Origin of the sequence: Pigmentibacter ruber (genome assembly GCF_009792895.1) — a bacterium.
In the GTDB taxonomy this organism is placed as follows: Bacteria; Bdellovibrionota_B; Oligoflexia; order Silvanigrellales; family Silvanigrellaceae; genus Silvanigrella; species Silvanigrella rubra.
The window spans coordinates 161,328-186,806 of the sequence record NZ_WSSC01000003.1 but is presented as its reverse complement, the minus strand read 5'-3'; the positions used below and the strand labels follow the sequence as shown (position 1 = coordinate 186,806).

Sequence of the window (25,479 nt, the reverse complement as noted above, 5' to 3'; positions counted from 1 at the left end):
TAACATTTGTGTAGAAGCTACGCAAGCGCTTTTTAAAAAATTTACTGTTAGCAGAGAGAATCCACTCTTTCCCTCATTTCCTGTCTATTTTCAGATACTTGTTGTTTTTCAATACTATCAAACAGAGCTTTAAAGTTTCCTTCTCCAAAGCTTTCATCCCCTTCTCTTTGAATTATTTCATAGAAGAAAGGTCCAGCTTCTTTTTTCTGCAATTGAATCGATTGTTCTTTCATAAAAATTTGTAATAAATACTTACCGTTAGATCCATCAAGTAAAATGTTATTTTCTTTAATAATATTAAATGGTTCCTTTATTTTATCGAGTTTCATGGCAGACATTCTTGCTGGAAGTTGCTCGTAATATTTATCAGAAGCTTCTAAAAAAACGGCCCCTTTATTTTTTATTTTACTCACAGTATCAATGATGTTTTTTGTGCCAAACGCGATATGTTGGATTCCGGAGCCTCTATTATCTTCAACATATATTTGGATTTGAGAATTATTAAAATATGGGGCTAATGGTTGGTTTGTCGCAAATTTAATACCACTCTCTTTATCCCACATAACAATACTTTCTAACCCAGAACCTGTACCTAAATCTGGCTTGTGATGGGTAGTATGAAATTCTATACCCCAATACTGTTCAAAACCTAAACAATGGCGATAAAATTCAGTAATTGCATGCATTGAGCGTCCATTGCAAGTAACATGATCAATTCCCAAATCTAATCCAAAAGAGTTAGGTTTAATTTTTTCTTGATTCATCCATTTAAATCCTGGAGCAAATTGATCATAATGTGATTCTTCAATGAATCTAAATCCCACATCATCTAACGCTGTAGCTATAGCTGTTTCATACCAATAGCCATCATTTAGTGATTTATGATTTTCAATTTCATATAAAAAGGCTGCTTTTTTGTCGGCCAAAAACTCAACTGTTTTTTTTAAATTTTTAACTTTAAAATTTAGATAGGCAACACCATCAGGATGTGAAGAAAGATATCTTCCCGCGGTAGAATTTTTTTCAATAGGTTCTGTTATAATCCAGCCTATACCCCCCGAACCTCTAAGCACAACCGAACGCATTCCATGTCGTTTTTCCCAATTCTCACTTGATTGCGCAATTTCTTCAAAACCAAATGTTTTTTTATGCCATTCTACACAGCTTTTTAGGTCACGGCTGAAGTATTGGATAGAATGGTAATTAACTAAACCTAAGGAACGATTTTCATGTTTCATACAGAATCACCTCCCGATCAATTTTAAATGATATTGGATCAGAAAGTTATTCTTGTAAAGCTAAGATATTATATAGTTTTATTTTTTAAAAATTTAATCTTGACGAATAAAAAAAATAAAGTGTAATTAAATTTATGTAAAATATATTTAACTGAAATTTTTGTTCTGTTAATGCTGTTTTTTTAATAATAAATTACACTTTAATTTTCGTAAAAATTCCTTAAATATTTTATAATTAAATGGTTTTCTTTTTGGAGGGTGTAAACATGTTTATCAAATTAAAACAACAAGCTATAAAGGTAAGTAAATTACTTTCGGCTTGGTATATTTTTGTCCTTGGAAATGTGGCTATTGCAAAAGCTCCAGTCGTTCTAATGACTGATTTTGGTTTAACCGATGGAGCTGTGAGTACAATGAAAGGCGTAATTTACACCGTCGATTCCAGTTTAACTGTTTCAGATTTATCGCATAATGTTGAAGCTTTTAATGTTCAAGAAGCTTCATACAGATTATACCAAGTAATGCAATACTATCCTAAAGGTACTGTCTTTGTTTCTGTAGTAGATCCTGGGGTAGGAACCGCTAGAAAATCTATTGTTGCCGAAACTAATAACGGTTACTTTATTGTGACGCCAGACAATGGAACTTTAACAAATATAGCTGCTGTTTACGGAATTAAAGAAATTAGAGAAATTGATGAAACAAAAAATAGATTAGAAAATTCAGAAAAATCTCACACTTTTTATGGTCGGGATGTATTTGCTTATACTGGTGGAAAACTTGCTGCAGAAAAAATAACTTTTGCTGAAGTGGGACCAAATATTTTAAAAGATTATATAAAATTTCCACTTCAAACTTCTCAAGTAAAAAATAATACTATTTATGGTAGTGTTATTATTTTAGATGGTGATTATGGAAATTTATGGACAAATATTAGTCCTGAAAATTTAAAACAAATTGGAGCAGAAGTAGGGAAACAAATTCAAGTTGAAATTTTAGATAAAAAAGATAAGGTTATCTATCGCAAAAAAATTCATTATGGCAATACTTTTGGTGATGTTAAAGTCGGAACAGAAGTATCTTATTTAAATAGCTTGGGCAATTTTGCTATAGCTATTAATCAAAGTAATTTTGCAAAAAAATATAAAATAAAACCTGAATATAAAATCATAGTGAAAATGTAAATATCAAATTGTTTTATCAGATAATTCTTTTGTAAAGTGACAAGATACAAAATGGGGACTACTATGTGTTCCCATATTTTTTAATTCTGGTATTTTTTCTGAGCAAATTTCTTTAGCAAATGGGCATCGTGTGTGAAAACGACATCCTGAAGGTGGATTAATAGGACTTGGTATGTCACCTTGAATGACTTGACGTTTTCTTTTTTCAACAATATCGTGCTTTGGAATACTAGATATTAAAGCCTTTGTATATGGATGTAAAGGTTTACTATACAGATTATCTGAAGATGTATATTCAACTATTTTACCTAAATACATCACAGCTACATCATCTGAAATATGTTCTATAACAGACAAATCGTGTGCTATAAAAATATAAGAAAGATGATATTTATCTCTAAGATCCATCATTAAATTTAATATTTGACTTTGAATTGAAACATCGAGAGCGCTTACTGGTTCATCACAAATTATAATTTTAGGATTTAGTGATATTGCTCTTGCAATTCCTATTCGTTGACGTTGTCCACCAGAAAATTCATGGGGATATCTATCAATAAATTCTGGGTTAAGTCCCACTTCATTTAAAAGAGAAATAATTTTTAACTCTCTTTCATTTTTATTTGTATATAATTTGTGAATTTCAAATGGTTCAGATAATATTTCACGGATTGACATTCTAGGGTTTAAACTTGCAAATGGATCTTGAAAAACTATTTGAAATTCTTTTCTTAAATATCTAAGTTCTTTTTGAGAAAGTTTAGTAATATCTTTACCATTAAATACTATGGTTCCTGATGTGGGTTCAATTAATCTTAAAATAGTTCTTCCTAAAGTACTTTTTCCACATCCAGATTCACCCACTAAACCTAATGTTTTTCCTTTAGCTAATGAAAAAGAAACATCATCAACAGCATGAACTTTTGCAATTTCTTTCCCAATTAATCCTCCGTAAATGGGAAAATATTTAATTAAATTTTTTATCTGCAAAATATAGTCTGCAGTCATAAATCTTTCCTTTGTGAAGCAATTAAATGAAAAACTAAGGCTAAGCTTTAATGCAAGCCACAAACTTATTTTTGGAAATTTCATTTAATTTGGGTTCTGAAATTTTACATTCCTCTGTTGCTAATGAACACCTGTCTTGAAATCTACAACCTTTAGGTAATTTCGTCAGAGAAGGAACAATACCTGGAATAGTATTCAGACGATTTTTCTTTTCACCCAGTCTTGGAATAGAATTTAATAAACCAATTGTATAGGGGTGTTTTGGATTTGTAAATATTTCTTTTGTAGAAGCTTTTTCGACTATTTTTCCAGCATACATTACAACAACATCGTCACATGTTTCAGCAACAACTCCTAAGTCATGTGTAATTAAAATAGTGGACATTCCATTGTCTTGTTGTAAATTATTCATTAATGCTAATATTTGTGCTTGAATTGTAACGTCTAATGCAGTTGTTGGCTCATCAGCTATTAATAAAGCTGGTTTACAAGCTAATGCTATTGCAATCATAACCCTTTGTCGCATACCGCCTGATAATTGGTGAGGATAATCGTGAATTCTTTTTTCAGGAGAGGGTATTCTTACTTGTTTCAACATTTCAATTGATAAATTTTGCGCCTCTTTATAACTTACTTTTTTATGAGTTTGAAAGACTTCTGCTATTTGGTTTCCAATTGTATAAACTGGGTTTAGACTTGTCATGGGCTCTTGAAATATCATAGATATTTTATTTCCACGAATTGAGCGCATTTCTTTTTCATGAAAATCTAATAAATTTTTATTATCAAAAATAATTTTACCAGCCTTTATTTTTCCTGGAGGTGAAGGAATTAAACGCATAATTGATAAACTTGTTACACTTTTTCCGCAACCTGATTCGCCAACAATGCCTAAGGTTTTTCCTTTTTGGACATGAAAGGAACAATCATCCACAGCATTAACTTCTCTACCGGAAACGTTAAAGCTAGTGACTAAATTTTCAACAGTTAGAACGTTCTCTTCTTTCACGTTCAACCTCTCTATTATTATATTAATTTTTGTTTCCTAAACCAATTTCCTTTAACCTTTGTAACAAAAATTCATTGGCTAAGATAGGAGGAAATTTGGCGGGTCTTGATGGGGATAAACAATTTTTAAAGACATTCAATTCGCAATTCTCATAGGGATGAATAAAGAATGGCATTGAATATCTAGACACATTTTTTGCTGACTTAGGATTTACAACTCGATGGGTTGTGGATGGTACTATTTGATTTGTAATACGGGACAACATGTCACCAGAATCAACAACCATTTGACCTTTTTTAGTTTGAATTTCTAACCATTTTCCTTCTCTGGTTAAAATTTCGAGACCGCCTTCTGTGGCTTCGCACAAAATAGTCATTAAGTTAATATCTTCATGTTCACCAGCCCTGACAGCACCAGAGGAAAAATCGTTATTTTTTAGTGGAGGGTAATGTAACACTCTTAAAATAGTATTTCCATCTTTAGCCATTTTTGGTAAAGAGTCTTTTTCAAGACCTAGATACTCTGACATAGCTGATAGTAGAATAAGTGCCATATTATCAAGTTTAGAATAGAGTTCTAAAAATAAATTTTTAAATTGTGGCAATTCATTTGTAGGCCAAATATTTTTTTCAGACATTTGCTCAATAGATTTATTTGCAAAATGTTCTCTACCAATGTGCCAAAACTCTTTTAAATCACCTTTATCACTATTTTTTGCATGTTCGATGCCAAAAGAAACATACCCTCTTTGCCCAAGACCATCTGCAGCCGAATAATTCTTTTTTATTTGCAATGATAAATTAAATAATTTCTTAGCTTGATCGTAACAATCATTTATAAGAGTATTTTCTATTTCATGGTCTTCAACAATAACAAAGCCAAATTCTTGAATGGCTTTTCCAAAACTCCTAACGAAGTTGTTTTTATCTTTGATTGAACCATTTATGTATTCACTAATGCTAGTAATAGGAACCTGTTTCATTTAAATATCCTTAATATTATCAAATACGCTTAATAGTTTTTCTACCTGATCTCGTTTTTTTCTAGCTTTTGGACCTATTAAAACAAAACCTCTTCTTGCGGAGCCAAAAACTTTTTTTGCAATTTTTAAAACTGAATCGGGGGTTATGGATTGAACTATTTTAATTTCATCATCAACAGATAAGTTTGAATTCATAAAATAAGCAGTAGCTTCTCTGTTTAGTAAACGGAAAGGTGTTTCTTTTATTTGTTTTAAATCAAAGTTGTAACGAAATTTTATATGATTAACTTCTGATTCTAATGGTTTTTCTGTTATTATATTTTTTAATTCAACAGAAAGTTTTTCAAGTAATTCATTTAATTTATCTTCTGATACGGTAGCATCAATACTAAAAGTACCTATTTCTTTAAAAAATTGAGTATCACAACTTATATCATAAACTAATCCATATTTTTCTCTAATATTTGCTGGCAGTCTGGTACAAATTCCATCATCAAGTAATCTTTGGAGAAAAGTTATTAATACAATTTCTTCTGTTAATCCACCAGATGTTGGAAAAATAATTTTTATAGCAAATTGATTATCAGGATTATTTTGTAAGCATAAAGCGTTTTGGGGTTTTTTTAGTTGTGACAATTGTGGAATAAAGTTTTCAGCAAGTATTCTATTGGGATTAGAATTATTATTATGCTCCCAAATATTTCCAAAATATTTTTCAACATAATTTGTTACGTCATTTTCAGATTTAGAAGTGCAAATAGTAAGTACGCATCTTTCAGGCGAGTAAAAATCACGTCTTTTAGCTGAGAGTTCTTTTTCTGAGATTTTTTTAACAATATGCTCACTACCAATAATTGGATTACCTAATGGGTGATTAGCAAATAATGTAGACATGGATAATGATTCTGTATCAATACTGTCACCTGCTTCATTAAAATCAGAAGCCATTTCTTGTAAAATAACTGATCTTTCTATTTCAATATCAGCATAATTAGGATGTAAGAAAAAATCAGAAAAACATTCAATAGCTTCTAAAGTTTTTTCTGAGTCTCCCTTTATCCAATACGAAGTGTGCTCAACTCCAGTCATTGCATTTGTTTCGCTACCAAAAGACTCCATAGCTTTTGCCAATTCAAGTGAATTAGGATATTTTTTAGAACCACGAAACATCATGTGTTCTAGAAAATGTGAAACTCCATTTGTTTCTTCAATTTCATCACGAGCGCCAGTGTTTATATGCATTGATATTTCGAAATTAACAGTATCTGGAGTATGGCAATAAAAAAACTGCAGACCATTTTTTAATGTTTTTTTGTGTATTTTATATGTTAACATTTTAATTCTTTCTATTTAAAACAAAATAAGTAATTTGATTTAAAGCGTCTAAGGCTAATTTTTGTTTTTCAGAAAGTTTTAATATTTTAGCTATTTCATTTAGAGCATCTCTTGCTTTTTGTGAATAGAATTCAGCTAAATTGAAGGACTTTTCTAAACCACCACATTCTTTTACATTAAGAAGTAACTTTGATTTATCTTCAGGAGATATTTTACCATTCTCTAAAACTGAAGAAACAATAATATCAAGTTTTTTATTTTCAGATTGGAGAGAATAAATTAAAGGTAAAGTAACTTTTCCTTCTAATAAATCTGTTACAACTGGTTTACCTAATAGTTCTTCATTTCCTTCATAATCAAGACAATCATCAAAAATTTGAAATGCAAATCCTAAAAATTTACCATAATTAGCAAAATGTGTTGATAACTCTTGAGAAGCATTTTTTAAATAGCAAGGAGTTTTTGCACTTGCTTGAAATAGTATAGCTGTTTTTCCTGAAACAACTCTTTCATAATCAGATAGTGAAGTATCCTTTTTCCAAAGTAATTCCAGTTGAAATAGTTCGCTTTCACTCATAAAACGAATACATTCAGCAAAATCATCAATTAATTCTAATGATCTAGTTTTGACCATCAATCTACATGCTGCTGAATAGATTAAATCTCCGGATAATACGGCCGTTTCATCGCCCCAAATGGAATTTACGGTAGGTTTATTTCTTCTTAATGATGAATTATCAATAACATCATCATGCAAAAGGCTTGCGGTATGGATATATTCACATACAGAAGCTATTGGAAACTTAAATTCTCCATCATAATCTATTAATTGAGAACATAATAAAAATATTGCAGGTCTTATTCTTTTGCCACCTGAAGAAAAAATATGTGATAATACTTGGTTAGTAGGTTTGTTAGGTGTGAGAAGATATTCTATCAGCTTAGATTCCAGAATTTCTAAATCATTTTTAATTGTATCATAAAATTTAGGTAACATGTTTTTTATTTAATTCCATCTCTATTTAATTTGCATTAAAGTTTTGTTATTGAAGCTTTTTTAATTTTAAGAATTGCTTCAGTATAATCCTCATAATTAAAAACAGCTCCACCTGCAACAACAATATCTGTTCCTAATTGTCTTAAAAGATAGACATTTTCAGAATTAACTCCTCCGTCAACCATAATATCATACTTTAAATCATTCTCTTTTTTATATTTTGCAAGAGCTGAAATTTTTTTATGCACTAAAGACAAATGCATTTGTCTAGAAAAACCTGGATTTACAGACATGATTGTAATCTGATCAACTACTGGTAGGAGATATTCTATACTGCTCCAATTTGTTCCTGGATTTAAAGCAATACCTGCTTTTTTACCAGTTTCTTTTATTTTCATACAAATACGATGTGCATGTAAAGCAGTTTCTTGGTGAAAAGTTAAAATATCTGCTCCAGCATTTAAGTAGTCTTGAAAGACCTGATCTGGGTTTGTTACCATAATATGCACATCTAATTTCATATTAGTAATTTTTCGCATTTGTTCAATAAATGGGATTCCAATTGTAAGTAAAGGAACAAAGTGACCATCCATTACATCGAAATGTATGCTATCTGCACCGCTTATTTCAAGGCGTTTTACCTCATCTTCTAAGCGCATTAAATTTCCAGCAGCAATTGAGGGTGAAACTTTTATTTCTGATTTCATTTAAAGACCTTTTATTAAATAGGATTAACATAGGTGTGAATTAAAGTTTTTTCACCAACATTATTTTTCTCAAATTTGATTTTTAATCTATATCCTTGCGAACTTTTTTCTATTTCTCTAATTATTCCTTCACCGAAAACTTTATGTGATACGCGCTGCCCTTTTTTCCAAATATGCTCATCATTACCAGGGCCAATTTTTTGTTCATTTAATAGTTCATCACCTTTAAATATTCTTGGTTTATCAATAAATTTATTTGTGTTAGATATTTTACCAAATTCTTTTTTAATATTTGTATTATGATCTAAAATATCGATATATTTTTCCGGTATTTCACTAATAAAACGACTTTCTTGAGCTGGTAAGAAATCCTTATATCTATTTTTCTTGCAATTTGTTATTATTAAATTACTTTTAGCTCTAGTTATTGCAACATACATTAAACGACGTTCTTCTTCAATAGCTTCAGGTGAATCCAAAGAATTTTGATGCGGTAAAACACCTTCTTCCAACCCTGCTAGAATTATATTTTGATACTCTAGACCTTTAGCAGAGTGTATTGTCATGAGGGTGATAGCATTCGCACTTCCTTGTTGAACATTGTAAACAGTTGGTTCTATAGTAAGCATTGCTTGTTCAATAAATAAACTTAATTTTTCAAAACCATTTTTTCCTTCAAGGAATTCTTCATTATTACTATTTTCAAATTCTATGAGAGCATTTTTTAATTCTATGACGTTTAACCAGCGTTCATCAAAATCTTCGGGATGAGTTGATTTTAAATAAATTTCAAAATTTATATCAGATACAATTTGTGCTAAAGTTATTGATGGTTTATTATGATCTAAAATATTATTCTTCCATTTTTGATAATTCATAATAAAATCTTTAACGCCTGATAGAGACCGAGATAAATCATTTTCTAAAGTTCCATAAACAACTTCAGTAAGAGTTTTTAACATACTCTCATTTTGTTGAAGAGAGAGTTCTTTTAACTTTTGAACGGCTTTTTCTCCAAATCCACGGCGCGGTGTATTTATTACTTTAATAAGTGAAGCTTCATCTGTAGGATTAATAATTAATTTTAAATAACCCAATAAAATTTTTATTTCAGCACGTTCATAAAAACGAACTGAACCATAAATAATATAAGGTAACATTCTTCTTCTTAGTTCATCTTCTAAAGAACGGCTTTGTGCGTTTGTTCGATATAAAATACAAAAATTTGAGAATACTTCATTATTTTGAACGGCGGAATATATTTCGTTTGCAATATATTTTGCTTCTGTATATGGGTCTTCACAAGATTTAAATTTAATTTTTTTCCCATTTAAATTATTTGTAAATATTGTTTTATCTGCTCTTTTGAAATTATTTTTTATAACACTAGTTGCAGCTCCTATTATTTTATCAGAACTTCGATAATTTTCTTCAAGTTTAAAAATCTTGGTACTTGCATATTCTTTATCAAAGTTAAGAATAAAAGCAGGTTCAGCTCCTCGCCAAGAATAGATACTTTGGTCATCATCCCCAACTATAAATAAATTATTAGTGTGTGAGCTTAATATTTTTATTAATTTAAATTGAATAGGATTTGTATCTTGAAATTCATCTATTAGAAAATATTTGAAACGATTTTGCATTGATTGTAAAACAGAATTATTGTTTTCTAATAATTTATACATTTCTAACAATAAATCATTAAAATCCATTGCGTTTTGTTTTTTTAAATTTCTTTGATATAAATCATAAACTTTTTGGATAAGTTCAGGATCGTAGTATTCACCAAATTGTTTTAGTTGATACTGATTTTCTTTAGTAATAATATCTGCATTATTTTTTATATCTCTTAAATATTCTTCAGGAGTTAACCCTAAATTTTTTATTTTATCAATTTTGGACTTAACTGTACTTACTGATAATAGTTTATCTGGAATATTTAATTGTTTTAATAAATCTTTTAATAAGCTCTTTTGATCATTATCATCATAGATTGTAAATCCTGGTTGAAATCCAGCTTGTGATGAATATATTCTTAAAAATCTTGCACAAAAAGCATGGAAAGTAGAAATAATTAAATTTTTTGTATTACGCTCTCCAATATATTCATTGATTCTTTCTTTCATTTCTTTAGCGGCTTTATTAGTAAATGTAACTGCCAAAATGGATGCGGACGGGATTTTTTCTTCTGTTATCAACCAACCAATTCTAGAACAAATAACTCTTGTTTTACCACTTCCTGCTCCAGCATAAACTACAGCTGGCCCATCTTTATGAATACAAGCTTGGTATTGCGCTTTATTTAATAATGATAGATCAAGTGAGCCTGTTTCTTTATGCATAGAAGTATCCTATATAAATTGCGAGAAAAATATCATTTCTTTTTTTTAGATTTTTTCTTTTTGCGTTTTGCAGTTTTATTTTTGTTTGGTTCATTTTTACTATTAATATTTTTCCTTTTAAGATTTTTCACGGCTGCGAGCCCTGAGGAACCTATAGCTAGTCTTCTAATTTTTTTCAAATACTGTTCTTCAAGTGCAGCAGCTCTGGATTTATGTAAAAGATCTGAATAAAGAGGATTATTTTCTATATTAGAAGTTAAAAAAACATGTTGGTGTTCTTGATCAAAACCTTTCTTTTTAAAGAATTGGACAGCCCTATTATTACTAGGATCTGTATCAGCCATAATAATTCTAACACCTTCATTTTCAACAAAAGCTTCAACAACCTTATCTATAAGCTTGCTTGCAACACCTTCTCTTTGCCAATTGGGATGCGCACAAAGCCAAACAATATAACCATAACTCCAAGCTGTTCCTGGTTTTGACATCACTGTACCTAAAACAAAACCGACAATCCGCTCGTCTTCAGCATCTATTCCTTTTTGAAAATCATCATTTTCTGCTACCAAACAATAATCGCCGTCGGTATTAAACATGCTTGTAACTTCATATTCATCCCAACCTCTATAGAGCATTGGCCATAAATCAGCTCTAAAGCAAGTTTCACCAAGGTTATAGGCTTCGGCTAGATCTTGGATTTCCATCTCTCGGATAGAAAAACTGCGTTTTGAATCAAGATTTTTCTTTTCTTCTTTTGCCTCTTCTTTTTCCTTTTTTTCTTTTGCAGTCATAAAAACCCTTTATTAACTAAATAATTTTATTTAGCTATTTCATAAGGGGAGCAAAACACAAAATTTGGTCCCATTTCAATCTCAATTTTACCGTCTTTTGAATCTAACAGATCTCCATCTAATGAATAAAGGCTATTTTCATAAGAAGTGATAACTGCTTGTTTAAATTTAACAGAATAGACATGAGAAAAATTGTAGATATCTCCACCCAACAAAGATTTTAGTGCACCTTTAATAAGTTTTTTGCCTTTTTCAGAAATAGCTATCATTTCAGCATATTCATCGCCTAATTGAACTTTTTTGAAAAATTGGTTGGTTAAAGGGAGTTTTTTAACTGTGGAGGCAAAAATAAGACTAAATTCATCAGGGTTTTTTATAGTTGAAGATTTATGTTGCCATATTTTATCTGGGAAGGTTTCAATTGCCATTTTTTGTTGTTTAACTATCTTTTTGAATTCTCCATTAATTTTCCCTTTTAACAAGCCATCAACAATATAACTAGTTATTTTTATTGCAGCTCCTAAAGAATTTGTTTTGTCTTTATAAAACTCTTCTAAAAATGATGTAGCAATCCCATTTGCAAAGATAAATCCAAGTCGCCCATTGACATGTAATGTACTAAGAATAGCTTCATTCAGAACTTGTTTTTTATGGATGATTTTTAATGTATCTTCTAGGCAAGTAAGGGCTTCGGTTTTCATACCCAAGTTTTTAGCAAGAAAATTAATGGTTCCGCCTTTTAGAAGCAGAATTTTTGGTAGAGGATCTGAGCCGTATGCGCTGTAGAGTGCTGATAGAACTAAACTTATGCTCCCATCTCCGCCAACAATCCCAACAAGATTGATCTTTCTGGCATGAAACTCTTGGCACACTTGGTGTAATTGCTCAACAGAGTGAGTAACCTCCATTTGACCATAGTGAGCTAGCGTGTACCAAAGACGAGTATTGTACTCTGGATTTTGTTTTATAATCTTTGCAAAAGGGTTGGAAATAATTCCGACTCTGAGCATTGTGAATTCCTTATCAGGGAGTAGGCCCTATGGCTCGTAAGAAAGAGATTGTTCCAGCTGATGATGAAAAGCAAACAAATGATTCAAATAAAGCGAACAAAAGATCTTTTGTTCGGGTTTCTGGGCATGAAGGTCAGAAGGCAAAAAAATCAAATGTAAAAGCAAATTCCAACTCCAAAAGCAAAACCTCAATTCTTCTCGATGCAGAAGTGATTGATGATGAAAATGATGATAAAGAGAATTTATCAAAAGAAAGACAAGATATAATAGATATTGGTAATTATAAAGACTCTGAAAGTGAAGTTATTTTAGATGACTCAGATATTTTGCCAGCTTTGCAAGATGAAGAAGAAGATGAGGATGATGAAGACTTAGATGACAGCCTAGATATCTCAAATCAAGAAAGCGGTTTGATTACAACCAATGCGCTGCAAAAATATCTGGCGGAACTGCGTAAATACTCTCTTATGACCCGTGAAGAAGAGCGGGAAGTAGCAATCAAAGCCTACGAAGAACATGATATAGAGTCTAGAAATAAATTAGTTACATCAAATTTAAGGCTAGTAGTTAAAATTGCAATGGAGTACAGGAGAGCTTATTCACAGATTTTAGATCTTATTCAAGAAGGAAATGCTGGCCTTGTTCAAGCTGTGAATCGTTTTAATCCCTATAGAGGAGTAAAGCTATCAACCTATAGTGCTTGGTGGATAAGAGCATACATTTTAAAATTTCTTATGGATAATAAAAGTTTGGTAAGAATGGGAACGACCGATGCGCAAAGAAAATTATTTTTTAGGCTTAGAGGCGAAGCTGAGAAATTGTATGCATTAACTCAAAAATTTGATGCAAATTTATTGGCTGAAAAAATAGGAGTACAACCCCAAGATGTTGTTGAAATGCAACAACGACTTACAAAGAATGATGTTTCTTTAGATTCACCAGTTGGTGATGATAGCGATACTAGGCAGGTGGATTTATTGTTTTCTGATTCAGAAGAAGCAGATGTTTCTTATGAAAGAGAGCAATTATTAAAGATTTTAAGAAAAGAAGTTGCGTTCATAGAAAAAGAATTAAATGAGAGAGATGCCTTTATTTTTCATAATAGAATTATGTCTGATGATCCTATTACCCTTCAAGATGTTGGAGATAAATATGGTATTACTCGAGAAAGAGCTCGCCAACTAGAAGCAAGAGTTATTAAAAAAATAAAAGATAGAATAATAGCAGCAGGTATTTTAAAATGAAAAGAAGGTTTTTTTTTTTCATCCTGTTTTTTTTAACAATACAGTCTTGTTATTCCATTGAGAGCAAAAATCTAAAAATAGTTACTTTAGCGCCTAATCTGACAGAAATTATATACGCTCTAGGTGAAGAAAATAAATTAGTTGGAAATACAATTCTGTGTGATTATCCTTTGCAAGCTAAAACTATTTATAAAATAGGAAATTTCAATAATCCTAATGTAGAAAGAATTATTACTAAGGGCGCAAATATTGTTTTTGCAACAGAAGGAAATCCTGATGATAAATTGAAATTTTTAGAAAAAAATAATATAAAAGTTATTAAATTTCAACCTCAAACAGTAAACGAAATTTCAGATATGATTTATACTATTTCTAAAGAGTTAGGTGTAGTTAATAAAGGTAATGAATTAGTTTTTCAGATTAAAAATAGTATTGAAAAATTAAAAAAAATGAGTAAAATTAACAAAAGAAAGTTTGTATTTATACTGCAGTTTGAGCCTATTTATACATTTAGTGAAAATACCTGGATAGGTAGTGTTTTTAAATTAGGTGGTTTTGAAAATATTATTGGGAATAGTTCTATACGATATCCTAAGATTAGTGATGAGTTTTTGTTAAAAAACAAACCCGAAATTTTTTTTATTGGTGGTATTGAAGGGAAGAGTAAAGAAGAATCTATTGAAATATATAACAAAAAACTTGGGAAATTATATGGAAATTTAAAAGAAAAATTTAACATAGTTATTGTTCCTAAAGATATTTTAGTTAGACCAGGACCGCGTATAATAGACGGAATAAAATTTTTAGAAAGTATAAAAATTGAAAAATAAATTATCTTTAAAAGTATTTTTATTATATGTAATCTTTTATATTATTTCGACCATCATAAATATTCTTTTTGGCTCTACCGATCTTTTTGATAAGGAAAATTTTGAGAAAAATTTTAATATTTTTATAAAAATTTTCGAATTGAGAATTAATAATTTTTTTACTGTCTCGTTTATTGGAGCAACTTTAGCTTTTTGTGGAAATATCTTACAAAATATTTTAAAAAATCCTTTAGCTGATCCCTTTATATTGGGTATATCTTCTGGGGGGACATGTATAGTAGCTTTTTTAATGCTTTTTCCAATACCTTCTTCCTTATTATCTTATACTATTAATATAAGTTTTTCTTTTCAAACAATAGCAGCATTCGTAGGTTGTATGTTGTCATTTAACTTTATTTTGATATTACGTAGAAAAATAAAATCAGTAAATGATGAATATGTATATCCAGTAATTGGAATAATTATAAATACTTTTTTATCTTCTATTATATTATTTATTTTTTCCATTCTAAAACCAGAAAAACTTTCTGAAATACATAATTTTTTGATTGGTTCTATACAACCTTTAAGTTTTTATGAAATATTAGTTGTCATAATTATTGCAATTTATCCTGTGAATAAGTTAATTCAACTTAGCAAATATTTTAATATTATTCAGTTTGGTGATGATTTTTCTAAATCTATGGGTATTAAACCAGAAAAAATTAGGAAACAGTGCATATTTTATGTTTGTATTTTAATTTCAATAACGGTTTCTATTGCAGGAATTATTAGTTTTATTGGATTGATTATCCCTCATTTAGTCAGAAAAATACATAGAGTTGATTCAAAAAGTGAACTTTTTATTTGTACTTTTTTGGGTGCAATAGTATTATTAAATGCTGATACATTGTCGAGGGTATTATTAAGTCCAGCACAGCTTCCTGTGGGTATTTTTACCGCTTTAATTGGAGCTCCATTTCTAACAATGATTTTATTAAAAAGATATAAGATATGAAAAAAATTAGTATTTTTGCAAAAGATCTTGCTTACGCAATAAATTCTAGTAACATAATATTCCGAAATGTAAATTTTAACTATCAAGAAGGAGATATTATTTGTCTTCTTGGTAGTAATGGAGCTGGCAAAAGTACTTTACTTAAAGTATGTTCAAACATTCTAGAGCCTACTTTTGGAGTATATGACATAATTGAGGATAATATTGTTTTACAATCAAATGAAACAAAAATTAAAATTGTGAAATGGTTACCTCAGAATTTAGCTAGGCCAGAAAATTTTAAAGTTAATGAGTTTTTAACTTTAGATTTCTCATTGCAGTATAATTCAGTTGAAGAGATAAAAATTGAATGTTTAAAAGATTTAGAAATTTCACATTTATTGTTTACTGATTTAGATAAATTAAGTGGTGGTGAATGGAAAAAAGTTCAACTTACAAGAATTTGGTTAACTAACTCAAGAATTATTTTTATGGATGAACCTGATTCTGATCTAGATGTAAAAAATAAATATTTTCTTAAGGAGTTTTGTTTAGAATATGTCAGAAAAAATAAAGCTATATTATTTATAATTACACATGATCTAAATTTTGCTAAAAGTATAGCAAATAAAATTTGTGCTATTAAAAATGGTTTATGGATCTGGAATTCTGAAGCAGAACATTTTTGGAGTTCTAATCTCAAAGAGAAATTATATGATATTTATTGAAAATAGCTAAGGATATATAAAGTATGAATATTAAAGATAATGAAAAAAATGATATCATAGATGCTGAATTTGTAAATTTATCTGAAGATAAAAGTAAAAAAACTCAAAATATTGAGGATGATATAGGTGCTTATAAAGAATTAGATAAATATAATTTCAATATAAATAGTAATGAAAAATTTAGAGATCAAAGACCAAATAGTTTTAATTCTTATTTCTATTCTTTTCAGAGTAAAGAAAAAATAAAGTTACAAAAAATTTCTCTTTTTAAATTGATTTTATTATTACCCTTTTTACTTCTAGCATTTTCTATATTTATATTCTTTGGTCTTATAGCTTTTGTCATTTTTTTGCCTAAAATTTATAAATTTTTTAGAAAAAAAGGAATTTCTGGTTTAAAAATGGATTATAATTTTATAAGAGGGCTATTTAGTCACTTCAGGGTAAAATGAATTAAGTAATATATTTTTAATAGGTGCGACAATGCCACTACATGCTCCTGAATTTCCTCCTGAACTCAAGTGGGTTAACTCTGACTCTTCCCTAACATTAGAAAAATTTAGAGGTCATCCAATTTTACTGCATTTTTGGACCTTTGGAAGTATTCATGCATTTCAAGTATTATCAGAGTTAAAAAAATTAGAAGATGAATTTAGTAAAAAAGGATTAGTTGTAATTGGAATTCAAAATCCAAAATATTTTCATGAAAGAAATTATGAAAATGTTAAAGAAGCTTGTCACAGATTAAATATAAATCATCCTGTTATTTTAGATGAAGAAATGCTTATATATAAAAAATTTGCAATAAGAACTTTGCCATCATATGTATTAATTGATCCTGAAGGAAATATTATTGTTTCAACTTCTTGTGATAATAGATATGAATATTTAAGAGAAAAGATTTCTTCATTAGTAGTAGGTAAAAATCTTCCAACATTTGATCTTTATAATTGGTCAGCATTTGATGATAAATTTAATTTTCGATACCCAACAAAGGCTGTGGCTGCATTAGTTCAAGATAAATTATACTATTTTATATCTGATACTTTTAATAATAGAATTGTTCAATTAACAGAAGAAGGTCAATTTGTAACTTCTTTTGGGGAAGGAATATTATATTCTCCTCTTGGCTGTTGTATTTGGAAAGATTTTTTAATTGTGTGTGATTCAGGACATCATCGGGTTATTGCATTTGATTTAGAAGGAAAACCTCAAAGAAAATATAAGGTTTTAGCTGGAAAAGGTGAAAAAGGGATTTTTGAATCTCGCTCTGAATATGACGCAAAGTCAGCTCCTTTAAATTTTCCTTCTGATGTTTGTGTTTGGGGAGAGCATTTAGTAATTGCTTGTTCTGGTAGTCATCAAATTGTACAGTACATTTATAAAGACGATTCCATCATACATATTGCAGGTTCTGGAAAAGAAGATCTGCAAGATGGCCCTGCAACTCATGCAGCTTTAGCTGGGCCTTCAGGTATAACTGCTATTTCAGAAAGTGTATTGGCGTTTACTGATAGTGAAACTAATTCAATTAGATTGATTATAAAAAATTGGAATGAAACTGGTAAAACAATGATTGTAAGCCTCGTCGGTGGTGGTTTAGCAGAATTTGGATTTTCTGATGGACTCGGTGCAGAAGCTAAAATGCAGCATCCTTTGAGCTGTGCTTGGAGTCCAAATACACAAAATATTTATGTGATAGACTCTTTTAATAATGCAATGCGTATTTACTCTTTAGGAAAAGATTATTTAGGAACTGTGCCATTGTCTGACGAGTTAAATGAACCAGCTGGAATTAGTTGGTATTCTGGAAACTTAATTATTACAGATACAAATTCGCACAGAATTTTATTAATTAAAGAAACTGATATCATACAAAGAAATAACACAAACTCTATTGAGCCAGCAAAGATAAATAAAATTTTTAAAGGTCCTTTTGCTAAAATAACTGATTATTCGAAAAATAATATCAACCAGAATTTAGTTTAAAATTAACAAAATTAAAAAATGTTTTTTTATTATTATATTTGTTGCCTAAATGTCTTTCATTTAACCTTGATTATATTTAAAATAAAGAATATTTTGTAACTGTTATAGATGGATTTTTTCCTGTTTAATAAAGGAAGACTTATGGCTAGTTACAACAAAGTTTTAATTTGTACCGATTTTTCAGATGCTAGTATAAAATCATTCGAAAAGGCTTTTCCTCTAGCAAAGCTGTTTAATTCTGAAATTCATATTTGTCATGTTGTCACACCAGTAGCCTCAATTCCTGTTCATGGTTATTATTATCCAATGAATATCGATTTAGAAAAAGAAGCTATGGCTGAAGCAGAAGAAAAAATGAAAATGCTCATAGAAAATAGACCAATTAATAAAGAAAATATTCATATCTTTTTTTCTGATCCTAAAGAGGGAATAGTTGCTTTTGCAAAAGAGCTTAATATTGATTTAATAATGATAGCAGGACATCATCATTCATTTATTGGTATGTTAGGATCAACCGCAAATTATGTTGCAAATAAAACCTACTGTGATGTTTTGATTATTAATCAATGAGAAGGTTCTTTCCATTCATTTTTTAAGATTGAGTACATATACAGATCATAAAAACTTTTATCCTTATAGAAGAAATTCCTCCTTGTGCCTTCACGCAACATTCCAATTTTTTCTAATAAAGCCCAACTTTTAAGGTTTTCTGTAACACAGAAAGCCTCTATTCTTTCTAAAGTATAGTTTTCAAAAGCATATTTCATTAGACATTGAACAGATTGTATAGCAATTCCCTTGCCCCACCATTCCTTGCTTAGTACAAAGCCTAATTCATAAGTGTAAGGGGATGAAATATGTTTAGGTAGCAGTCCAACTGTTCCAATTATTGTTTTTCTATTTTTATCTATAACCTCTATTCCTAAGTTACTAATTGGGAATTTTTTTGTAAGTAATATTATCCTTGTTAAATAATCATTAGTATCATGAATATCTTTGTGAGATTCCCAATTTAAATATTTCGATATTTCCGGGTCTTTAGTAAATTGAAAAATATCATTACTATCTTTTTCACATAATGTTCTCAAATTAAATCTATTTGTATTAATACTTATCATATAACGCCTTTTTGATAGTTCTTAATTTTATTTTACTTTTAAAGGAATGTCTAAAATTTTCTGTTTTAATTTTTGTCAAATTTTATTTTATAATTTTTTATCAATTGACAAAAGAAATAAATTTGTATAGATTTAATCGTTATTTTTTGAAAAATTTAAAATTTATTCAGAATAGGAGCTTGTTTTGCGACGTGTTTTTTATTTATTTACTTTATTAATTGTTAATTTTCCATCTTTTGCAAATGAAATTAATTTTGTTTGTGTAAATAATAAGAACCAGTATCAGTTTTTATATCACACTAATCAATTAGAAGGTAATTATGGAAGCTGGAATTATTTATCGAGAAAAATTAATCAAAATTATATCTTGTACATTAGATTATTTAAAATAAATAATAGTATTGATTTAAAAAAACTTCAAGATTCTTGTAAAAACTTGTTTGGAATTGAATACAAATATCTCCAAGCATTTGACCCCGAAGATTGGGAAAATAATATTTATTTAATTTCAAAGGAAAATTCTTCAGTAATTGAAGGATATGGAAAATTTAATATTTATTGTAGAAGTTGCTTAGGTAATAAAAAAATTTCTTACGCACTAGTTGAATTTAAAGATGGATTAAGTGATGCAAAGAAAATTTTTAGTGCAGTAATAAAAAATTAAATTTTATGCTGAATTTTTATCTTTTTTTATAACAAAATTTGATCTCAACTTCCATAAATCATTTGGATTATTTAAACGTCTTTTATTTTCTAAAACATCATATTTCAATTTTTCAATTTCGCTTTTAATTTTTTCAAGCTCAATTTTTAAACTATCTAAATAAATTTCATTATTACCTTTTCTATTTTCAAATGAATTATTTTCTAAGTATTTTCTTAAATTTATAGAAGCAGAAAAAAAATTATTCTCACTATCTAAGTTTTTAATCAGTTCATAGTGAAGAAGATTTTTAATTAAATCATTAAATTCTTCTTCTTTTTTTATAACTTTTTCATTTATTAATTCTGGAATTAAAATTGATACTGAGTTGTTATTAGAAAATTTACTTATTAGAAATTTCGATACTGTATTTACATTTCTAAATTTTCTTCTTCGTAAAAATTGTTCTAAGTTTTTCAAGTTCTTACTTTTCATAAAAACTCCTAAAAATACTAATATTTTTATCGGTTTTATTCTCATTATTCTATACTATATTTGTAAAATATTTTTTAAAATATGAATATAAATAGTATTTTTTAGTCAACTTTTGATTTAATTTTATAATTAAATTGCAGTGGTTACTCTAAACATCTAGAAATGGCTTATCTATTAAAATCAGAAGCAAAAAATGGGGTGACTGAGGGGACTCGAACCCCCGAATGATGGAATCACAATCCATTGTCTTAACCGCTTGACTACAGTCACCATATGAAGTGGAAAAGGAATACTTTACAAAAATATATGTGTCAAGCAAAGAGTAGCAAACTCTTTAGTTAAATAGAACTCTATGTTATTATAGAACAATTTTTCTCAAGTAAGCAACTAATATGAGGAAAGTAAGGAATGGAGCAACTAAAAATTGAAAAAATGCGGAAATTTTATGATACTTTTCCTTACCCCAATCGACCCATTTTTCAGTCTCCAGCTTTATTAATGCAATTGGTAGCGCATGGTGGGTTTGCTCAATCAATATTAGAGGATAATCTTACTTTCCCTAAAAAAATTAGAGATATATATAGATCTTATGCTCATTTTGGAAGGCTAAAGCGAAATCAAGTGCTAAGGCAATCCATGAGATTTTTAGAAGGAAGATTTGGCAAAGAAAAAAGAATACTTTTAGTTGGTTGTGGAACTGATGAGCCTTTACTATTCAGGAAATTGCATCTTGGAAATGAAATTATTGGAATTGATCTTAGTAAAAAAGCTATTCGAAAAGCCAGAACAAAAATATCTTTTCACTCATTTTTGTATAGCATTTTCTGTTTCCGAAAACTCAGAAAAGTAGAGCTATTAGTTGGGAATGCTGAAATGGTTCTAAGAGAAAAGGCTTTAGGGGATTTTGATTACATCCAGTGTTTTGGTGTTTTACATCATCAGCCAGAACCCTATTTTTTGTTAAAATCAATGGTTGATAAGCTAAAGAAAAATGGTTTACTAAGGCTTATGGTTTATAGTTATCATGGTAGAAAATTAGAAAGAAGAATTCAAAAGCGCTATGCAGAAATTTGGGATTTATTTTTACAAAGACGAATATTTCGAACTAAATTATTTACAAGTTTTTTTAAATTAAGATTTTGGCAAACTCTCAATTTTTTTGGAGTATTTTCATCTACCTTTTACCGGTTTCGCTATTTAGGATTTGGCTCTGCATGTATTGCAGATGCATTTATGCATCCAAGTGATCCTGGTATACCTTTAGGTGATATCTATGATATGGCATTATCACTTGGGTTGAAGCTCATTTATTGTGAGGGAAAGCTTGAAAGTGAAGGTTATTTATTTGGATTTGATAACCCTAATGAAATTTGGGAAAAAATTGTTGAAGCTGATAGTAAACAAGATTTGTTAACAAATCCAATTCTGATTTTTAGTAAGGTGTAAATCATTGCTGCAAGATTCCTCGTATTGTCATTTATTTTTAAACTCTAATCCTTGGTTTTCTGCTGTTAGTGATTATAGCCTACAGCTTTGTAATTTTTTATATAAGAAAGAGAAAATACTTTATTGTGCGGAAGTTGGTAGCACACATATGGATAAAAAGTGTGCTGAATTAGGAATTTCATTTGTTCATGTACCTATTCACAATCAAAATGTATATAATTTCATTGTAAGCTTTTTTATTATTATAAATATTTTATTTAAAAATAAAAATACATTAAAATTTATATGGGTTTTTGAAGGGCGAGAACATACTCTATGCTGTATATTGAAATTATTACTTCCTTTCTTATTTAGAAAAATAAAAATAATACGAGTTAGAGGACAAGCACAACGAGTAAAGAATAATATTTTTTCTAAATTTGTTTACAATGTTTTAACTGATAAAATTATTTTAGCTGCTCAATGTGTTAAAGATAGATTTGGTTTTGATCTTAATAATAAAAAAACTATTATTCAGCATTACTGCAAAGATACTATTTTCTCAAAAACTGACAGTAATAGGTATTCTTTTAATGATAATTTTCAAGATATATGTCAAAATAAGTTAGTTTTTATTTTGATTGGGAGATTTGATGAGGTTAAAGGACATAAAAATATATTAAACTCTTTTTTTAATGCAAAATTTAAGACTAATGCACAATTAGTTTTATTGGGATATAAAGCAAATTTAAATCCAAATGAAATATATAAAGATTATTTGGAAAAATTTGGGCAAGGGAAATTTTCAGAAAACATTTATTTTTTAGAGAATAAAGAAAATACTAAACAAGTTTTTTTGATAGAAGATAAAATAAAAGATTTAAATCGTTTGCTTGCTGTTTGTAGTTTTGGTGTAATACCTAGTTTAGAAAGTGAGGTAATATGCCGAGTTGGTGTAGAGTTATTACAGAATTCAGTACCAAGCTTATATTCAAATGCAGGAGCATTATGTGAAGTTTTTAGTGACTTCCCTGAGTTTAGTTTTACTGCTGGCAACGAAATTGAACTAATTAAATTGTTAGAACATTCAGAAGACATTTTTCTAAATAAAAATAAATATATGGATTTAAAAAAGAAGACTTTTAATATTGGTTTTAATAAATATTCATTAAAAGAATTAAAAAATATTTATGAATTTATAAATAGTCAATAATATGCCTTTTTCTCCTTTGATTAATTAGTTTAGAATTAAAAATATTCTAAAATCATGAAAGAAAAATATGTATGTTAATTAAAATTCTTACTTTATTCGTTTGTGTTTCTAGCTTAACAGCATTATCTAAATCACTTTTAAATTTTTGTTATGAAGATCAAGATTCTTATCCATGGGTTTTAAAAAATGGTACTGGTCTCAACATAGAGCATTTAGGATTAGTAGCAAAAAAATTAAAAATTAGTACAAAATTTATACCAATGCCTTGGAATAGATGTCTTGAAGAATTGCGGAAGGGTGAAGTGGATGGAGCCTTTGCTGCAAGTTTTAAAGCAGAAAGAATAGAATTTGGCTACTATCCTACACAAAATCACAAACTTGATGGTAAGATTGATGATTCTAAAAGATTACATACTAATCAGTATTCTTTATATGTGCTAAAAGGAGAAAATAAAGTTAAGTGGGATGGTAAAAATATTTCAGGCTTAAGTACTGTTGGATCATTAACTGGGTATTCTATTAATGAATTTTTTGTAAAAAAGAATATAAGGGTTGATGATGGAACTAGATTGCCTATCAGCATTTTAGAAAAATTACTAAATAAAAGATTTATGGCTGTTGCTTTGCAAGATAATAGAGCTGATTATATAATAAATTCTGATCTTAAGCTTAAAAATAAAGTATTAAAATTAGTTCCTCCACTTGAAAAGAAATCGTATTTTTTAATGATTTCAAAAAAATTTATGGAAGAAGATACTGTTCTGGCAAATAAAATTTGGGATACAATAAAAGAAGTAAGAGAATCTGATGAGTTTCAAAAGAGAAGTAAAGATTTTTTAAAATAAGAAATATGCAATTATATTATTAATATTTTAATTTATATTCTAAATTATTAATGTTTCTATATTCTTTGCTTTTTCTTATTACTAATATTGGAGCAATATATAATACATCTGATTTTAGTATTTTCTCATATCTTTTATTACTTGATTTATTTACTTTAAAATTACCGTCGTAGAGTAAATCAACTATCCCAATTTTTTTTACTGGAATGCTTTTCTCAACAATTATTGCTAGTTGATTTTTCATAAAAGAAATTGAATCTGCTGAATGTGCTACGCCACAAACCCAATCTCCTAAATTTAAAAATGGAGATAAGGAATTATCACTGACAAGATGTTTTATAGTATTATTATAACGCTTTTCGAAGAAATTAATATCTTTTATGGCATTTATAGGATCTTTTTCTTTGGTATTTTCTTCTACCTTAAGAATATCCTCAAGCAAAGGTTTCTCCCCACTGCCCGTAAGAAGCCATTCTAGGTTTAAATTCTTAACGCCTTCGGAAACTAGTGCGTTAAATATAATTTGGATTTTATCTTTACGGCTAGGCTTTGTGTTTGCTTGCTCATAGCGCGAGAAAATTTGGCGATCTATTTCATATTTTTTTTGGAAATATAATTTTGATCTTCCTGTTTGTGTCCTACATGCAAATAAGCGGCCTCCAAAAGTTTCTAAAATTCTATCATCCATTATATAGCCTCAGTTAGTAATATCCTTTTAACCATACCCAAAAAAAGTAGATTACTCATTTTTAACTATTCATCAATTCATTTTTTAAAAATTCATCATCTAATTTTGATGTAAAAAAAAATAATAATGAATATTTTATATAAAATTAATTAAAGTAATAAATGATTATCATCTATATTATTTTTAATAATTCGAAATTATATGAATATATATTAGTTTTTATATTAGGAAAATTGAAAAATGAAATCAACTACTTTTATATTAACAAAAACAAGTCGTGTGTGTGCTTAAAGCTTATTTTAAAAAGAGGTGATATTTAATTACAAAATAAAAATTTTTACTCATTAAATATTTAATTTTATTGCACAAAAAAAATATTGATTTTAGATTGATTTAAAAAAAACAAAAATGTAAAATGCCATGTACGGTTTTTGAATGTATATTTATTATTTAGGAAATAAACAAAAAATTTAAATATTCTAATTAAGTGCAAAAACATGAATAGACTAGTTTTTTTATTTAAAAATTGCTCTGTATTATCTACAATTGTAATGTGTGTCACAATATACGTAATGTAGGGTAGTATAAAGTTAATTGTAGATTGAACATAAATCCTAATTTTATAAGTATTTCATGGCAACTTTGAAAATCGTTTATAGGTCTAAAATTTTAATTTAATTAC

The 25,479-nt window shown here is 28.6% G+C and carries 25 protein-coding genes and 1 tRNA gene; 12 read left to right on the top strand and 14 right to left on the bottom strand.

Annotated features, from left to right (window positions below; genetic code table 11):
- Positions 1–47 precede the first annotated feature (47 nt).
- Positions 48–1,238: a 4-hydroxyphenylpyruvate dioxygenase family protein gene (locus GOY08_RS09865; protein WP_158998743.1), complete on the bottom strand. Its 1,191-nt coding sequence runs from the start codon at positions 1,236–1,238 to the stop codon at positions 48–50.
- A 266-nt stretch (positions 1,239–1,504) separates the two neighbouring features.
- Here GOY08_RS09865 and GOY08_RS09860 point away from each other — a divergent pair, with 266 nt between their 5' ends.
- Positions 1,505–2,422 carry an SAM hydrolase/SAM-dependent halogenase family protein gene (locus GOY08_RS09860; protein WP_158998742.1) on the top strand — a complete coding sequence of 306 codons (918 nt, stop codon included), beginning with the start codon at positions 1,505–1,507 and terminating at the stop codon, positions 2,420–2,422.
- Positions 2,423–2,425: 3 nt separating this feature from the next.
- On the opposite strand, the gene GOY08_RS09855 is transcribed toward GOY08_RS09860, so the two are convergent.
- The 9 genes from GOY08_RS09855 to GOY08_RS09815 are packed head-to-tail and all read right to left on the bottom strand — an operon-like array spanning position 2,426 to position 12,603.
- Positions 2,426–3,430 carry an ABC transporter ATP-binding protein gene (locus GOY08_RS09855; protein WP_158998741.1) on the bottom strand — a complete coding sequence of 335 codons (1,005 nt, stop codon included), beginning with the start codon at positions 3,428–3,430 and terminating at the stop codon, positions 2,426–2,428.
- Positions 3,431–3,470: 40 nt separating this feature from the next.
- On the bottom strand, positions 3,471–4,439 hold the full coding sequence (locus GOY08_RS09850) for an ABC transporter ATP-binding protein (RefSeq protein WP_158998740.1): 969 nt from the start codon (positions 4,437–4,439) through the stop codon (positions 3,471–3,473).
- 22 nt (positions 4,440–4,461) lie between these two features.
- A complete protein-coding gene (locus GOY08_RS09845) occupies positions 4,462–5,421 on the bottom strand; it encodes an isopenicillin N synthase family dioxygenase (RefSeq protein ID WP_158998739.1) in 960 nt (319 codons plus the stop codon).
- A complete protein-coding gene (locus GOY08_RS09840; RefSeq protein WP_158998738.1) occupies positions 5,422–6,756 on the bottom strand; it encodes a M16 family metallopeptidase in 1,335 nt (444 codons plus the stop codon). It lies immediately after the preceding gene.
- 1 nt (position 6,757) lies between these two features.
- Entirely contained in the window at positions 6,758–7,753 is a 996-nt protein-coding gene (locus GOY08_RS09835) for a polyprenyl synthetase family protein (RefSeq protein ID WP_158998737.1), read from the bottom strand.
- Between the two features lie 35 nt (positions 7,754–7,788).
- Positions 7,789–8,460, bottom strand: coding sequence for a ribulose-phosphate 3-epimerase (gene rpe / locus GOY08_RS09830; RefSeq protein WP_158998736.1), 672 nt, complete (start codon positions 8,458–8,460; stop codon positions 7,789–7,791).
- A gap of 14 nt (positions 8,461–8,474) precedes the next feature.
- Entirely contained in the window at positions 8,475–10,802 is a 2,328-nt protein-coding gene (locus GOY08_RS09825) for an ATP-dependent helicase (protein WP_158998735.1), read from the bottom strand.
- A gap of 32 nt (positions 10,803–10,834) precedes the next feature.
- A complete protein-coding gene (locus GOY08_RS09820) occupies positions 10,835–11,593 on the bottom strand; it encodes a GNAT family N-acetyltransferase (protein ID WP_158998734.1) in 759 nt (252 codons plus the stop codon).
- A 26-nt stretch (positions 11,594–11,619) separates the two neighbouring features.
- Positions 11,620–12,603, bottom strand: a complete 984-nt coding sequence (locus GOY08_RS09815; RefSeq protein WP_158998733.1) for a diacylglycerol/lipid kinase family protein — start codon at positions 12,601–12,603, stop codon at positions 11,620–11,622.
- 29 nt (positions 12,604–12,632) lie between these two features.
- On the opposite strand from GOY08_RS09815, the gene GOY08_RS09810 reads away from it, so the two are divergent.
- The 7 genes from GOY08_RS09810 (at position 12,633) to GOY08_RS09780 (ending at position 18,940) form a co-directional block, all read left to right on the top strand.
- Complete coding sequence (locus tag GOY08_RS09810) at positions 12,633–13,847, top strand: sigma-70 family RNA polymerase sigma factor (RefSeq protein WP_158998732.1); 1,215 nt, start codon at positions 12,633–12,635, stop codon at positions 13,845–13,847.
- Complete coding sequence (locus GOY08_RS09805) at positions 13,844–14,677, top strand: ABC transporter substrate-binding protein (protein ID WP_158998731.1); 834 nt, start codon at positions 13,844–13,846, stop codon at positions 14,675–14,677. The genes GOY08_RS09810 and GOY08_RS09805 overlap by 4 nt, the downstream gene beginning before the upstream one ends.
- Positions 14,667–15,674 (top strand): FecCD family ABC transporter permease, encoded by a 1,008-nt coding sequence (locus GOY08_RS09800; protein ID WP_158998730.1) that lies wholly within the window; start codon positions 14,667–14,669, stop codon positions 15,672–15,674. Before GOY08_RS09805 ends, GOY08_RS09800 begins: the two co-directional genes overlap by 11 nt.
- Positions 15,671–16,381 (top strand): ATP-binding cassette domain-containing protein, encoded by a 711-nt coding sequence (locus GOY08_RS09795; protein WP_158998729.1) that lies wholly within the window; start codon positions 15,671–15,673, stop codon positions 16,379–16,381. The genes GOY08_RS09800 and GOY08_RS09795 overlap by 4 nt, the downstream gene beginning before the upstream one ends.
- Before the next feature lie 23 nt (positions 16,382–16,404).
- Positions 16,405–16,833, top strand: a complete 429-nt coding sequence (locus tag GOY08_RS09790) for a hypothetical protein (RefSeq protein WP_158998728.1) — start codon at positions 16,405–16,407, stop codon at positions 16,831–16,833.
- Between the two features lie 31 nt (positions 16,834–16,864).
- A complete protein-coding gene (locus GOY08_RS09785) occupies positions 16,865–18,370 on the top strand; it encodes a redoxin domain-containing protein (RefSeq protein ID WP_158998727.1) in 1,506 nt (501 codons plus the stop codon).
- A 141-nt stretch (positions 18,371–18,511) separates the two neighbouring features.
- Positions 18,512–18,940 carry a universal stress protein gene (locus GOY08_RS09780; protein WP_158998726.1) on the top strand — a complete coding sequence of 143 codons (429 nt, stop codon included), beginning with the start codon at positions 18,512–18,514 and terminating at the stop codon, positions 18,938–18,940.
- Here GOY08_RS09780 and GOY08_RS09775 read toward each other — a convergent pair.
- Positions 18,934–19,488, bottom strand: coding sequence for a GNAT family N-acetyltransferase (locus tag GOY08_RS09775; RefSeq protein ID WP_158998725.1), 555 nt, complete (start codon positions 19,486–19,488; stop codon positions 18,934–18,936). The genes GOY08_RS09780 and GOY08_RS09775 overlap by 7 nt on opposite strands.
- Before the next feature lie 184 nt (positions 19,489–19,672).
- Between GOY08_RS09775 and GOY08_RS09770 the strand changes: the two genes are divergently transcribed.
- Positions 19,673–20,152, top strand: coding sequence for a hypothetical protein (locus tag GOY08_RS09770; protein WP_158998724.1), 480 nt, complete (start codon positions 19,673–19,675; stop codon positions 20,150–20,152).
- Positions 20,153–20,155: 3 nt separating this feature from the next.
- Here GOY08_RS09770 and GOY08_RS09765 read toward each other — a convergent pair whose 3' ends face one another.
- Together GOY08_RS09765 and GOY08_RS09760 are read right to left on the bottom strand one after the other, a co-directional pair.
- Positions 20,156–20,626: a hypothetical protein gene (locus GOY08_RS09765; RefSeq protein ID WP_158998723.1), complete on the bottom strand. Its 471-nt coding sequence runs from the start codon at positions 20,624–20,626 to the stop codon at positions 20,156–20,158.
- 194 nt (positions 20,627–20,820) lie between these two features.
- A tRNA-His gene (locus tag GOY08_RS09760) sits at positions 20,821–20,896 on the bottom strand.
- A gap of 138 nt (positions 20,897–21,034) precedes the next feature.
- Here GOY08_RS09760 and GOY08_RS09755 point away from each other — a divergent pair.
- From GOY08_RS09755 to GOY08_RS09745, 3 genes are all read left to right on the top strand, one after another.
- Complete coding sequence (locus GOY08_RS09755) at positions 21,035–22,072, top strand: class I SAM-dependent methyltransferase (protein WP_158998722.1); 1,038 nt, start codon at positions 21,035–21,037, stop codon at positions 22,070–22,072.
- 4 nt (positions 22,073–22,076) lie between these two features.
- Positions 22,077–23,264, top strand: a complete 1,188-nt coding sequence (locus tag GOY08_RS09750) for a glycosyltransferase (RefSeq protein WP_158998721.1) — start codon at positions 22,077–22,079, stop codon at positions 23,262–23,264.
- Between the two features lie 71 nt (positions 23,265–23,335).
- Positions 23,336–24,109, top strand: coding sequence for a substrate-binding periplasmic protein (locus GOY08_RS09745; RefSeq protein WP_158998720.1), 774 nt, complete (start codon positions 23,336–23,338; stop codon positions 24,107–24,109).
- A gap of 19 nt (positions 24,110–24,128) precedes the next feature.
- Here GOY08_RS09745 and GOY08_RS09740 read toward each other — a convergent pair whose 3' ends face one another.
- Positions 24,129–24,797 carry a hypothetical protein gene (locus GOY08_RS09740; protein WP_158998719.1) on the bottom strand — a complete coding sequence of 223 codons (669 nt, stop codon included), beginning with the start codon at positions 24,795–24,797 and terminating at the stop codon, positions 24,129–24,131.
- Positions 24,798–25,479: the final 682 nt, after the last annotated feature.

What these genes read in the sequence shown, in the direction of transcription:
- GOY08_RS09855 (WP_158998741.1), bottom strand. Translation starts at nt 3,430, where the DNA reads ATGACTGCAGACTATATTTTGCAGATAAAAAATTTAATTAAATATTTT.
- GOY08_RS09825 (WP_158998735.1), bottom strand. Translation starts at nt 10,802, where the DNA reads ATGCATAAAGAAACAGGCTCACTTGATCTATCATTATTAAATAAAGCG.
- GOY08_RS09795 (WP_158998729.1), top strand. Translation starts at nt 15,671, where the DNA reads ATGAAAAAAATTAGTATTTTTGCAAAAGATCTTGCTTACGCAATAAAT.
- rpe (WP_158998736.1), bottom strand. Translation starts at nt 8,460, where the DNA reads ATGAAATCAGAAATAAAAGTTTCACCCTCAATTGCTGCTGGAAATTTA.
- GOY08_RS09740 (WP_158998719.1), bottom strand. Translation starts at nt 24,797, where the DNA reads ATGGATGATAGAATTTTAGAAACTTTTGGAGGCCGCTTATTTGCATGT.
- GOY08_RS09820 (WP_158998734.1), bottom strand. Translation starts at nt 11,593, where the DNA reads ATGACTGCAAAAGAAAAAAAGGAAAAAGAAGAGGCAAAAGAAGAAAAG.
- GOY08_RS09805 (WP_158998731.1), top strand. Translation starts at nt 13,844, where the DNA reads ATGAAAAGAAGGTTTTTTTTTTTCATCCTGTTTTTTTTAACAATACAG.
- GOY08_RS09765 (WP_158998723.1), bottom strand. Translation starts at nt 20,626, where the DNA reads ATGAAAAGTAAGAACTTGAAAAACTTAGAACAATTTTTACGAAGAAGA.
- GOY08_RS09780 (WP_158998726.1), top strand. Translation starts at nt 18,512, where the DNA reads ATGGCTAGTTACAACAAAGTTTTAATTTGTACCGATTTTTCAGATGCT.
- GOY08_RS09755 (WP_158998722.1), top strand. Translation starts at nt 21,035, where the DNA reads ATGGAGCAACTAAAAATTGAAAAAATGCGGAAATTTTATGATACTTTT.
- GOY08_RS09840 (WP_158998738.1), bottom strand. Translation starts at nt 6,756, where the DNA reads ATGTTAACATATAAAATACACAAAAAAACATTAAAAAATGGTCTGCAG.
- GOY08_RS09775 (WP_158998725.1), bottom strand. Translation starts at nt 19,488, where the DNA reads ATGATAAGTATTAATACAAATAGATTTAATTTGAGAACATTATGTGAA.
- GOY08_RS09860 (WP_158998742.1), top strand. Translation starts at nt 1,505, where the DNA reads ATGTTTATCAAATTAAAACAACAAGCTATAAAGGTAAGTAAATTACTT.
- GOY08_RS09815 (WP_158998733.1), bottom strand. Translation starts at nt 12,603, where the DNA reads ATGCTCAGAGTCGGAATTATTTCCAACCCTTTTGCAAAGATTATAAAA.
- GOY08_RS09785 (WP_158998727.1), top strand. Translation starts at nt 16,865, where the DNA reads ATGCCACTACATGCTCCTGAATTTCCTCCTGAACTCAAGTGGGTTAAC.
- GOY08_RS09745 (WP_158998720.1), top strand. Translation starts at nt 23,336, where the DNA reads ATGTTAATTAAAATTCTTACTTTATTCGTTTGTGTTTCTAGCTTAACA.
- GOY08_RS09790 (WP_158998728.1), top strand. Translation starts at nt 16,405, where the DNA reads ATGAATATTAAAGATAATGAAAAAAATGATATCATAGATGCTGAATTT.
- GOY08_RS09845 (WP_158998739.1), bottom strand. Translation starts at nt 5,421, where the DNA reads ATGAAACAGGTTCCTATTACTAGCATTAGTGAATACATAAATGGTTCA.
- GOY08_RS09865 (WP_158998743.1), bottom strand. Translation starts at nt 1,238, where the DNA reads ATGAAACATGAAAATCGTTCCTTAGGTTTAGTTAATTACCATTCTATC.
- GOY08_RS09810 (WP_158998732.1), top strand. Translation starts at nt 12,633, where the DNA reads ATGGCTCGTAAGAAAGAGATTGTTCCAGCTGATGATGAAAAGCAAACA.
- GOY08_RS09835 (WP_158998737.1), bottom strand. Translation starts at nt 7,753, where the DNA reads ATGTTACCTAAATTTTATGATACAATTAAAAATGATTTAGAAATTCTG.